At 35.8% G+C, this 12,035-nt stretch carries 13 protein-coding genes; 9 read left to right on the top strand and 4 right to left on the bottom strand.

What is annotated here, in order from left to right:
- Positions 1 to 135 precede the first annotated feature (135 nt).
- A complete protein-coding gene (locus RE409_RS15750) occupies positions 136 to 750 on the top strand; it encodes an NUDIX hydrolase (protein WP_201185190.1) in 615 nt (204 codons plus the stop codon).
- Between the two features lie 93 nt (positions 751 to 843).
- Positions 844 to 1,641 carry an endonuclease I family protein gene (locus tag RE409_RS15745; protein ID WP_201224184.1) on the top strand — a complete coding sequence of 266 codons (798 nt, stop codon included), beginning with the start codon at positions 844 to 846 and terminating at the stop codon, positions 1,639 to 1,641.
- Between the two features lie 176 nt (positions 1,642 to 1,817).
- Here RE409_RS15745 and RE409_RS15740 read toward each other — a convergent pair whose 3' ends face one another.
- From RE409_RS15740 to RE409_RS15730, 3 genes are all read right to left on the bottom strand, one after another.
- Positions 1,818 to 2,882 carry a lactonase family protein gene (locus RE409_RS15740; protein ID WP_201224186.1) on the bottom strand — a complete coding sequence of 355 codons (1,065 nt, stop codon included), beginning with the start codon at positions 2,880 to 2,882 and terminating at the stop codon, positions 1,818 to 1,820.
- Positions 2,883 to 3,018: 136 nt separating this feature from the next.
- Positions 3,019 to 4,788: an adenine deaminase gene (ade, locus tag RE409_RS15735; RefSeq protein ID WP_201224188.1), complete on the bottom strand. Its 1,770-nt coding sequence runs from the start codon at positions 4,786 to 4,788 to the stop codon at positions 3,019 to 3,021.
- A gap of 27 nt (positions 4,789 to 4,815) precedes the next feature.
- On the bottom strand, positions 4,816 to 5,268 hold the full coding sequence (locus tag RE409_RS15730; protein ID WP_397443434.1) for a nucleoside deaminase: 453 nt from the start codon (positions 5,266 to 5,268) through the stop codon (positions 4,816 to 4,818).
- Positions 5,269 to 5,533: 265 nt separating this feature from the next.
- Here RE409_RS15730 and RE409_RS15725 point away from each other — a divergent pair, with 265 nt between their 5' ends.
- A complete protein-coding gene (locus RE409_RS15725) occupies positions 5,534 to 6,436 on the top strand; it encodes an AEC family transporter (RefSeq protein ID WP_056520588.1) in 903 nt (300 codons plus the stop codon).
- A 161-nt stretch (positions 6,437 to 6,597) separates the two neighbouring features.
- Positions 6,598 to 6,804: a hypothetical protein gene (locus RE409_RS15720; RefSeq protein WP_201224193.1), complete on the top strand. Its 207-nt coding sequence runs from the start codon at positions 6,598 to 6,600 to the stop codon at positions 6,802 to 6,804.
- A gap of 400 nt (positions 6,805 to 7,204) precedes the next feature.
- Here the strand turns inward: RE409_RS15720 and RE409_RS15715 are convergent, their stop codons facing one another.
- Positions 7,205 to 7,408 carry a hypothetical protein gene (locus RE409_RS15715; RefSeq protein ID WP_309557789.1) on the bottom strand — a complete coding sequence of 68 codons (204 nt, stop codon included), beginning with the start codon at positions 7,406 to 7,408 and terminating at the stop codon, positions 7,205 to 7,207.
- A 394-nt stretch (positions 7,409 to 7,802) separates the two neighbouring features.
- Between RE409_RS15715 and RE409_RS15710 the strand changes: the two genes are divergently transcribed.
- The 5 genes from RE409_RS15710 (at position 7,803) to RE409_RS15690 (ending at position 12,031) form a co-directional block, all read left to right on the top strand.
- Positions 7,803 to 8,465, top strand: a complete 663-nt coding sequence (locus RE409_RS15710) for a DUF421 domain-containing protein (RefSeq protein ID WP_201185183.1) — start codon at positions 7,803 to 7,805, stop codon at positions 8,463 to 8,465.
- A 305-nt stretch (positions 8,466 to 8,770) separates the two neighbouring features.
- Complete coding sequence (locus RE409_RS15705; protein WP_201185182.1) at positions 8,771 to 9,181, top strand: hypothetical protein; 411 nt, start codon at positions 8,771 to 8,773, stop codon at positions 9,179 to 9,181.
- 506 nt (positions 9,182 to 9,687) lie between these two features.
- The gene (locus RE409_RS15700; protein WP_053346386.1) at positions 9,688 to 10,416 is read left to right on the top strand and encodes an amino acid ABC transporter ATP-binding protein; all 729 of its coding nucleotides are present in this window, start codon (positions 9,688 to 9,690) and stop codon (positions 10,414 to 10,416) included.
- Positions 10,417 to 10,438: 22 nt separating this feature from the next.
- Positions 10,439 to 11,266, top strand: a complete 828-nt coding sequence (locus RE409_RS15695; RefSeq protein WP_309557787.1) for a transporter substrate-binding domain-containing protein — start codon at positions 10,439 to 10,441, stop codon at positions 11,264 to 11,266.
- Positions 11,267 to 11,392: 126 nt separating this feature from the next.
- Positions 11,393 to 12,031, top strand: coding sequence for an amino acid ABC transporter permease (locus tag RE409_RS15690; protein ID WP_309557786.1), 639 nt, complete (start codon positions 11,393 to 11,395; stop codon positions 12,029 to 12,031).
- The last annotated feature ends 4 nt before the right edge of the window (positions 12,032 to 12,035 follow it).

Here is a 12,035-nt window from a genome sequence, read left to right as displayed (position 1 = left end):
TACATATTAAAGATAATACAATGGAATCGTTTTCCTTGCTTAGTTATACAAGATGTTTGAAAATAGAATTATAATAAATGATTGGAGAACAAAAGATCTCATCTTTATTATTATCAGTCAAAAGAGGTGTGGGACATGAAAAATGAAGACATAACCAAAAAATTAACTTTACATAACCCCGAAATTTTAGGGAGTGGGAATTTCTCAAAGTATGCAGTGCTTTTACCTCTCTTAGAAAAAGAAGATGGCATACATGTTCTTTTTGAAGAGAGATCACACAAACTAAGAAGGCAGCCAGGGGATATTTGTTTTCCAGGCGGAAGAATCGATAAACAGGATAGTAATGAGCAGGCAGCAGCTCTCAGGGAAACACATGAAGAACTTGGTTTGAAAAAGGAAGATATATATAATGTCTTTCCGATTGATTATCTGGTTTCTCCGTTTGGGATGATTGTTTATCCCTATGCAGGATTTGTCCGTAACCATCATCAAATAACACCTAACCCTTCTGAAGTGGAAACAATTTTTACGGTACCCCTGTCTTTTTTTATGGAAAAACCGCCAGAGATCTATCATGTGAACTATAGAGTCGAACCACCCGAAAACTTCCCCCACAAATTAGTAGTTGGCGGGGAAAATTATAAATGGCAGCCTAGACAAATGGAAGAATATTTCTACTTGTATAACGGCCGAGTAATCTGGGGAATGACGGCGAAAATTCTTACCCATTTTATTGAAATTCTACGTTAGACACTTCTAAAGCACCTTTTATTCTGAATAGAAATCTATTAAACTTTAAATATGGTAAAAGTTAGGTTTAATAAAAGGCGGGGGGATGAGTGGATGAAGAATAGTTTGGAATTACTTGAAAGGGAACGAGAATTGGCATTGGCTGAACTTGTGAAATTCAGTGAAAACCGTGAATACTACGATGAAAAAAAAGATCGAAAAATTCAGGAAGAATACTATCAGGCTGGCTCTTGGGACAGAGAAAGACTGAACAACCTGCTTGTAACCACCCACAAAAACCAGCTGAACTACTCCCCACATCGTCATGTTTATCCATGGGTTGATTTACAGGAAAACGGCAAGCTGAAAAGTTTGTATTCCGGGAAAAGGATGGACCCTGTGCAGGTCATTGAGGAAGATATTCGTATCCTTGAAATCTTGACAAAAGACATTCAAACATCAAATGTTGAAAATAATATCGTTAATTGCGAACATGTCGTACCTCAATCATGGTTTAATAAAAAAGAACCGATGAGGGGGGATTTGCATCACTTATTTGCCTGTGAACCAACTTGTAACAGTAGCCGAGGGAACTATCCATATCATGACTTCAAGGATTATGTGCCTGAGGTATCATCTAGAGGTATAAAAGAGGGTTGCGGAAAGACAGAGGAAGGAAAATTCGAGCCAGAATATGGTAAAGGTATTGTGGCCAGGGCGACTCTGTATTTTTTACTCCGATATGAGGGGATCATTGATAGCGCCAATGTTAACATGGAACTATTGTTAGAATGGCATCAGCTTTTCCCAGTCAGTCTTTATGAAAAGCATAGAAACCAAGCTATATTTGAAGTGCAGGGTAACCGAAATCCATTTATTGATTTCCCAGAAATGGTGGAGGTATGGAAGTAGTTAAATAAATTTATTCATTTATTATTATCAAATTTGAAAGTCTGTCGTAAAAATAGATTAAAAAAATCAATTTTATAAATGGATATATTAGATAATAATGCATTTGTTTATTGAAAAAGAAAAGGATTGAAGCTGTAGTTTAGCTCCAATCCTTTTTTTAGGTATTACCAATAAGATTAGCCTTGAAGAAATTTCACACATACAGGGAAGGGAACTTGAACATCCTTTTGAAGTAATGTTAATTTTCCAGTGCTTTCATTCCGAGAATATAGTGTCAAGTTTCCTGATTCTTCATTAGAAGCAACAAGGAATTTCCCGCTAGGATCTATTGCAAAGTCCCGTGGCCAGTGGCCTTCGGTTGATACCAGTTCAACTAATGTAAGATTACCGGTTGCATGATTAGTTTGGAAAACAGCAATACTATCATGTCCACGGTTTGCGGCATATACGAAATGCCCATCCGCTGAAATATGAATGGCACTGCCTTGATTATTTTCACTAAAATCTTCTGGAACAGTCCGTACTGTTTGTAATTCAGAAAAGCGCCCGTTTAAGCTGTCGTAGCTTAACACAATAACTTCGGGTACTAGCTCTGCCATCACAAATGCAAATTTTCCATTAGGGTGGAAGGTCAGATGCCGGGGGCCGCTGCCGGGAGCTATTGATAGACTATTTACTTCTTCCAAGACTCCATTATGTATTTTATAGGTGATGACTTTATCAATTCCGAGATCGACTACCGCTATGAACTTTTCATCCGGTGTGAACCCTGCAAAGTGTGTATGTGCTTTTTCCTGACGATCCTTATTCGGTCCTTTTCCTTCATGGCGGATAGTGGATGATACAGGTAGGGGGGTCGCATCTTTCTGAAGTTGATAAGCTTCAATAATGCCGTCTCCGTAATTGGAAGTAACTAAAATGTGTTTCTCGCTATCAATACTGATATGGCAAGAAGACCCATTAGGTGTAAGTTGTTTGCCTAGGTAAGTAAGATCGCTTGAATCTTCATTGATGGAGTAGGCAGAAACACCGCCGCTTCCTGCTTCCTTTAATATGGCATATAGATGCTTATTGTCTTCGCTAATTGTGATATATGTTGGATCGGTTAATTCTGCTGCAAGTACAGGTGTACTTATTTTTCCTTCAACTGTATCGAGAGTAAAACGATAAATGCCCTTACTGTTTCCTTTTGTGTATGTTCCTATATATCCTATAATGGTTTGTTGATTCTGTTTTACCATATTTATCCCCTCCAAGAAAGATTTGAGTTTATTTTAACATAGAAAGCACATATATACCTTTTTCCCGGTTTAAGTGGAGTTGGAACCTTTATTATGTAAAAGTTTTTAAATGAATAAAAATCCCCCTTTTAGGGGATTAATTAATTTCCATTCTATTGACTGGTAAAACTGCATCGATAGAGATGTGCATAAAAGAGGAGACCGAAAATAAGCCTTGGTCTGTCAGTTTAATTTCCGGGATAACAGGAAGTGCTAAAAAGGCGAGAGTCAGGAAAGGATTGAAATGGCGATTAGCACCGAGTGTTAATAACGCCTCGTCGATCCTTTTTAAGGAATCAACAACTTCATTATAAGTACCTGTGCTCATTAATCCGGAAATAGGGAGAGGAAGGGAAGCAAGTGTTCTTCCATCTTGGATTACGACTAATCCACCCTGCATCTTTTTAATTTCCGTTGCTGCTATGAGCATATCCTGATCATTCGTGCCCGCAATGATTAAATTATGTGAATCATGGGCGACTGTCGTGGCAATCGCACCTGATTGCAAGCCAAGTCCTTTGACAATTCCGAGCCCTATTTGTTTTGTCACATGATGCCGTTCAATAACTGCGAGCTTAATGTGATCATTTCGTTCAGAAAATTGGAATAGGCCATTATTTAGATAAACCGGTTCAATTAGGTGCTTTGTAATCAAGCTGTTTGGTGTTATTTCAATAATATTAGCCAATTTATTTTTGAGCTGAATGGATAAATCTTTCTCTGTTATATTATGAAGGTTTACAGAATGTTTTAAATCATTTTCCATAATACATTCCTTGCTTTCCGGAAAGTTTATTAGTTGATTATTTTGTACAATAAGATTTCCATCTTTAAATACGGAGTGAATTTGGAGAGAAACAAGATCATCAAATAGAAGAAAGTCTGCCCTATATCCAGGTGCAATTGCCCCGTGTTCCTTTAACCCAAAGCATTCGGCCGCGTTAATGGTCGCCATTTGAATTGCAGTCAGAGGGGGAATGCCATTTTCTATGGAAAGTCGAACGTTATGGTCAATGCTTCCTTCTGACACAATATCATCCAGATGTCGGTCATCTGTGACAAATAAACAACGACGGGAATTTCTCTCGTTTATGGCTGGAACCAGGTTTATTAAGTCTTTTGCAACAGTGCCCTCCCTGATCATAAGATACATTCCTTTACGAAGTCTCTCTTTTGCCTCTTTTGCTGTTGTGCATTCATGATCGGTTTTAATACCTGCAGACATATAAACATTGAGCTGTTGTTCGGTTAAGCCCGCGGCGTGGCCATCAATGTTTTTGCCATGTTTTATTGCATCGTTTAATTTTTGCAGCATATCCTCTTCTGTATTGGAGACGGCTGGAAAATTCATCACTTCGGCTAAACCAAGCACCCTTGGATTTTGATAGAATGGAGTTAGATCTTCGTTATTTAAGACAGCACCTGAATGTTCGAATTTTGTCGCCGGTACACAAGATGGCATCATAAAGTAGAAGTCAAAAGGAAGGTCATTGGATTGTTCGATCATGTATTGAATGCCCTTTGTTCCTGAAACGTTGGCAATTTCATGCGGATCTGCAACAATACAGGTCACTCCATGTAAAAGCAGTATTTTTGCTAGTTCAGAAGGACGAACCATTGAGGATTCAATATGGACATGACCATCGATAAAGGTGGGTGAAACATATTTACCAGCGGCTTCAATTTCTGATTTGCCCTCGTAACTTCCAATACCGGCAAAAAAACCGTCCACGATTGCGATGTCGCCAGTATAGGTATCACCATTAAATACATCAATAATCCGACCATTTTTAATGATGCAATCAGCAGGCTTTCTTCCTGACGCAACGTCGATTCTCCTTTGAAGCAAACTTTTTTCCATTATCATACCCTCCTTTTCAAAAAAACTTTCCGATTAGTATTTCACTTTTTTCGAATATGTCTCCCATGTACGGAAAGGTAAATCATGGTTATTGAAAGGTATTTGCTGCATTTTAATAGAACGGTTCTCCATTGGTAGGGCGAGTTCTTGGTATATAAAATGATCATCGAAGCCGATACAGGCAGCATCCTCTTTTGTACAAGCGTAATAAATCACTTTTGGACGGGCCCAATAAAGAGCACCGATACACATTGGGCACGGTTCGCAGCTTGTGTATATTTCACAATCAGTAAGCTGGTAACTGTTAAGATTTCTGCAAGCATCACGAATCGCTTGTACTTCAGCATGAGCGGTCGGATCATTGGCTGTTGTCACATTATTACAACCTCTTCCAACAATCACGCCATCTTTTACAATAATAGCCCCAAATGGTCCTCCGTTCTTTGCCAATACATTTTCATATGCAAGTTGAACTGCCATCTCCATGAATTTTACATCCAATTAAAACACCCCTTAAAATATTTTTGATAAACAGTAAAGAGTTTGTGTGATATTTCATAACGTAAATACAATAAATAATATACCATATATGGATAAAAGTTGAATAATATTTTCAGAAAATAATGAAAAATACTTTTGTGTTAGTAAATATAACGTCGATAATATTAAAATTATTGAGAAGTATTTTTACAAATTATTTTAAAACTGATATTGTTAGAAGAAAATCATTAAGATTATGAAGGTGAAATGTATGGGGTTTTTGGGAGTTCTTTTACCGATATTCGGTATTTTTGTTTTAGGGTTCGTCGGTCAAAAAAAGTTTCAACTTGATACAAAATCCATTTCGACGGCAGCATTATATTTAATGTCACCTTTTCTTGTGTTCCGTACGTTTTATACAGCTGAATTTAATGTTAATTATTTTTATCTGTTTTTATTCACGATTGTACTCTGTCTTTCTCTTATTTTAGTTGTCTATATCATTTCGTTTTTTCGTAATTATACAGTAACGGAAACGAGTGGGATGATCTTAGCGTCCGCATTCATGAATAATGGAAATTACGGAACACCAGTCATTTTCCTTCTATTTGGAGCAGCAGGACTTGATTATGCCATCATTCTAATGGTAGGCCAGCAGTTAGTCATGTGTACAATAGGTATATATTTTGCTGCAAAGGGAAGTCCGGAAGGTAACGGAGTACATTCTGCACTTAAAGCTGTGTGTAGGATGCCGATTGTGTACGGAGCAATTGCAGGTGTAGTTTTTAAGTTTGTGAACATTCCTTTAAGCAATTCGGTTATGGAAGCCGTCAACCTTGTTGCAAATGCGGCAATTCCGACAATTATGATTACACTTGGAATGCAGCTTGCCAACATCTCACTAAAAAAAATCGCGCTACAAAAGCTCTCTATCTCGTTGCTGGTAAAGCTTGCTATATCTCCAGCCATTGCTTTCCTATTATCACTTGCTTTGCCGGTAGATGATATGGTCAGGCATATTATGATTATCGTAGCTGCTATGCCGACGGCAGCTAACACTACGATGTACGCGCTCCAATTTAATACGGAGCCTGAATTTGTATCAAGTGCCACGTTCATTAGTACATCCTTAAGTTTGATTACGCTTCCTATCGTCTTTTTCTTTGTATTATAGATTAATATTTTAATATTTATGAAAATTAATTAGGAAACATTAGTTTATTATGAAACTTAAAATCTTTCCGTACCTACAAAAAAACAAACCGAAATATTACTTTGATTATTACAGGGATTTTGTCCCAAATTATATCGGTTTTTATTACTCTTGAAGTATTAATGACTGTTGAAAAAAATAGCAAATTCAGAAGTGAGCTTCAAGCTTTATTCGCTATGAATACGTATATATATAGTACAGCCATTTCTTATTTTGTGGCAGAATATTCTTGGAGCTTCTTTTTCTCTGCAATAGGAATTGTATTTGATATTTTATCGGCGAAAAAGGCGTCAAGATTAAATCTGATTAAACCTCTTGGCCATGAATAAGATGTGTGAAAAACTTGTACATGAATAAACTGTACAAGTTTTTTTACATTGCAAAAGTGTATAAGGATAATTACTATTATGCAATAAGAGATACGTGGATTAAAAAGCAATGCATCCATCCAAGTAGATGGAAAAAAAACAAAAACCCTAATAAATAAATACCCATCAAAAAGAAATTAAGAACGATAATAGATGATAGATAAGTGGGTGAGTACAGTTTTTTTCTCTTTAGTTAGCATCAAGTTAACCATCCTTTCGAAATGTTAATTTTACTATAAAGGGATTTCAGAAAAGGTTGCCCAATGACTATTTTTGAACATGTTCATCAATGATACATTTTTCTTCTTTGTATAGGTGGGAATCGTTAGAAAGATATACTTAATGTTGTAAAACCGCATTTTCAGAACGGTACCCCAATTAGCGCAATTAGGAGAAGACCTGCAGCGATTCCGATAAAGACTGGATTAATCATAACTGCAAGATTCAAGAGAATAACGCTTAATAAGGATGGGGTAATTGCCAATGGAAATGCTTCTTCATATTTCACAATATTTTTGCGAAAACCAAATAATAGATGGTGAATTAAGACGTAAAGATCAGTCAATAATAGGGAACGAAAAATAGCTAAGAGATCTGATTTAAAGTTATGGGTAGGAAAGAATAGAAAAGGCCTAAGTTAGGAAAGTTACTTAATAATTGTAACGGTATTACTCTGTCTGAACTTAGTAGCGGCAAGGGTAAATAGAAATAGCATTAGTAGAACAACTCAAACTAAGGAATTAAGCTGTCTATGACAAATGCAGCTATTATCAATCATAAGGCTTTGAAAAAAATGGACATAATAATTATGATGGTTTATAGAGCAAATAAAGTGAGTGGATTTTTTTATATATGGAAGGAGAAAACCACGAAAAGTATACGGGTTTAATTTAGATCTGTTGTATTTATTGGAATAAGAAATCTCAATGAAATTTGAAACATACTAAAAGGAGCTTTTCATGGAAGACTTAATGCAACCAATTATTCGTACAGGTATTTCCTATATAGTCTTACTTGTTTTTACATACTTGTTTGGTAAACGCATGAATTCCCAACTAAATTATTATAGTTTTGCTTTATCCGTAACAGTTGGCTCCTATATTGCAAATATGGGATTTGATACAAACCTTAAATTTTTTCCAACACTCGCTTCTTTTCTAACACTGATTTTTATCTTTTTTCTATCTTCTATTTTTTCTTTCAAACAAAGAGGTTTTCGAAAATACTTATCAGGACAGCCTATTATTATTATTGAAAAAGGGGAAATCAATGAGTTCAACATGAGAAAAGCTAAATATTCTATCGATGATTTAAAACAGCAAATCAGGGAACAAGGGGTATTTAAGATAGATCAAATTGAAACAGCAATACTCGAAGTTAGTGGTAAACTTTCGATTCAAAAAAAAGAAGAATACCAACCATTATTGAAGAAAGATAAAGATCTATTATCTTCCGAAATTCCCATTGAACTCATATTTAATGGTGTAATTATTACAAAAAATTTAACCTCTGTCTACAACAAAGAATGGGTTATGAAACAATGCAAAGATCGCAAAATAACGGCTAAGGATGTTCGATATGGAGTCGTCGGCAGGAATGGAGTTTTTTATGTAATGAATTGATAGGAGATAATTATGCGGCATTCAGGATATTTTAACACCACAAGATTCATAAAATCCTATATGCTAATTTAACTTCAAAAATAAAAAAAGAAAACTTCCTGGAGAAGTTTGGAATGATGCAGGATCTTGTTACAGGATGCGTAGCTATAGTGTATTGGAATGATTCAACTAAAGAAAAATCGGGCAGTCTGGCATGTGGAATTTAGCATAAAATCTTAAAGCTGAGCTTACTTTTTTTATTTTCTGCGCAGCTAGTTTATAATTTTCTATACAATTATTTTTAAAAAAACTGGGGAGGAGATTTTGTGTTTCAGACTAAAATCCAACTAGCTAATCCTGACAAAATTGATTCCGTTTTAAAAGAAATTGTTCAAAACTCCTATGAAGAGGTGCGGGAAGAAAGACTTCTGCTATGTATGGAATGTGGAGATGTGGATCTTTATATCGCCGCTTCAAATCATGAAGAACTTCAAGATGCGATTAACGAAAATTTTGAAATTGATGAATGTGGTGAAATCATAAAGTTAGAAGAACACCAACAACTTATGGATGATCTATACGAGTATTTCTTAAAGCTGCATAAGGAAAGTAATTTGTTTGATTTTTTTCCTGCAGGTTATTATATTGTGGATGGGGAAAGTCGTGAATCGGAAACGGATATGTTGGGACCAAAAGGTCTATTTTCAGCGCCGTTTGAAGATGCTATAAAGGAATAAAAAAGACGGCGTATTGCTGTCTTTTTTATTGGTCTACTTGTTTTATTAACATTTGCTGTCTTCCGCTAAAACGTACGTACCACTGACTGGTATTTTGGGAAATAAATACTTTTTTTGATTATGGAGGAAAAAAACGAGTGGTAAAATGGACCTAATTAGGTGAAATTTATGAAATATAGCAATAATATCATGAAACACAATGAGGTTTTTAACAATTTTAAGTTTATATGGTAATTTTAAGAAGTATTAGATATAATAAAAATGTAATGATAGAATATGATATTTAAATTACTAGTTTAATATAGCTTTAATAATCGTCTTATATATTTTCATCGTTTCAAGGGAAATAATAGAAGATGAAGTTTTAACTTATGATTTCAGATAGATATTAAAAAGAAGATTTTTTACCCAACAGATTGCAACTTTATATATTTAGAATTCTGATTATTATTAATTTTCGGACTTTAATCACTTTTACATATCTTATAGGCTTAGGGAGGTTAATTATGATTGTTTTTGATCAAGTTAATAAGTATTATGGTGATTTTCATGTTTTGAAAAATATTAATCTTACAATTAACAAAGGGGAAGTAGTTGTTGTCATTGGTCCATCCGGTTCTGGAAAAAGTACACTGCTTCGTTGTATTAATCGCTTAGAAACGATATCAGAAGGTTCACTTTCGGTTAACGGTTTGAATGTAGCGGATAAAAAAACAGATATAAACAAGCTGCGCCGAAATATTGGTATGGTTTTTCAACATTTTCATCTCTATCCTCATAAAACCGTGCTTGAGAATATCATGCTTGCTCCTAAGAAGGTTTTAGGACAAACAGATGCTGAAGCGAAAAAAATCGCGCAAAAGTATTTGGAAAAGGTGGGAATTGCAGATAAAGCAAATTCTTTTCCTTCGCAGCTTTCAGGTGGACAGCAGCAGCGGGTAGCCATTGCCAGAGGCTTGGCTATGGGACCGGAAATCATGTTGTTTGATGAACCAACCTCAGCCTTGGATCCAGAAATGATTGGCGAGGTACTGGATGTAATGAAGGCACTTGCCCATGAAGGAATGACGATGGTCGTAGTAACGCACGAAATGGGATTTGCCCGTGAAGTCGCAGATCGAATCGTTTTCATGGACGAGGGCAAGGTTTTAGAAGAGGCAATACCGGCTGAGTTTTACGCAAATCCTCGTGAAGAGAGGGCTCGATTATTTCTTAGCCGTATATTAAATCATTAAATAAAAAACAGGGGTGAATAACATGTTGAAGAAAAAAAAGTGGTTGCAATTATCATTGCTTTCAGTACTGGCTGTAATTTTATTAGCTGGCTGTGGCGGGGACAAAGTGTCCAATAATGGTAAAGAAAGCGGAAGCAAAGACAAAGATAAAGACGTTCTAACACAGGTAAAGGATAATGATAAGATTGTTTTCGGCGTAAAAAATGATACACGGTTATTCGGCTTGAAAAACCCGAGTACAGGTGAGGTAGAAGGCTTTGATATTGATATTGCTAAAGCTCTTGCAGCTGAGATTCTTGGTGACGAAAAGAAAGTTGAATTCAAAGAAGTAACTTCGAAAACAAGAATGGCATTATTGAATAATGGAGATATCGATGCGATTGTAGCTACTATGACAATCACAGATGATCGAAAAAAAGAAGTTGATTTCACTGATGTATACTTTGATGCTGGACAATCTTTACTTGTTAAAAAAGGAAGCGATATTAAAGGTATTGATAGTTTAAAAGGTAAAAAGGTATTGGCTGTAAAAGGTTCTACTTCAGCCATAAATATCCGTGAAAAAGCTCCTGACGCACAAGTACTGGAATTTGAAAACTATTCTGAAGCATTTGCTGCACTTAAGTCTGGCCAAGGCGAAGCCTTAACTACAGATGATTCCATCCTTTATGGAATGGCAGATGAAGATCCGAATTATGAGCTTGTTGGTGGTACATTTACAGACGAACCTTATGGAATTGCTGTTAAAAAAGGAAATGAAAACTTTGTGGCTGAATTGAATAAGGCACTTAAATCTCTTAAAGATTCAGGCAAGTATGATGAAATCCATGATAAATGGATTAAACATTAATACATTTACCTTTTAAAAAGGTGAATAAGTTTAAATTGGATTTTTATAATAATTCTGAAGTTTAAACATTGTCATCTGTCAGGATGAGCAAATTACTCATCCTGATTAGTTAGGGGAGTGTATGCCGTGCTTGATTTCTCCATTTTAACAGAGAATCTAGATATGTATTTAGTAGGCTTCAAAAATACAATCATGTCGAGTTTGATAGCGTTGGTAGCGAGTTTGATTCTTGGTGTGCTTGTTGCTATTATGCGGATAGCCCCGCTAAAGCCACTAAACTGGTTTGGAACCGCCTATGTCGAGATTGTTCGAAATATTCCGTTATTGATTATTACATTTTTCTTCTTTTTAGGTCTTAAATTAAGTGGAATATACGCAGGAACCTTAGCCTTAACTATTTATACGTCATCTTTTATAGCAGAAGCCATTCGAGCTGGTATACTTTCTGTACCAAAGGGCCAAATGGAAGCTGCGCGTTCATCAGGACTGACTTATGGGCAGGCAATGAGACTTGTCATTCTGCCACAAGCAGTAAAAATAGTTATTCCCCCGCTCGGAAACCAATTTATCAATCTTGTTAAAAATTCTTCCATTTTAGCCGTGGTTGCTGGGCTTGATCTTATGTACCATGGTGATTTGATTTCTTCAAGGACATTTATTGTATTCGATGTCTATATTTTCGTCGCAGCTTTTTACTTAATTCTTACCATTCCTTTAAGTCTTGGCGTTGGTTATTTAGAAAAACGTCTGGCTAAGAGTAATTGAGGGA

The sequence above is a fragment of the Peribacillus sp. R9-11 genome, from assembly GCF_031345095.1.
Classification (GTDB): domain Bacteria; phylum Bacillota; class Bacilli; order Bacillales; family DSM-1321; genus Peribacillus; species Peribacillus butanolivorans.
This window is presented reverse-complemented; position numbering and strand designations above follow the sequence as displayed.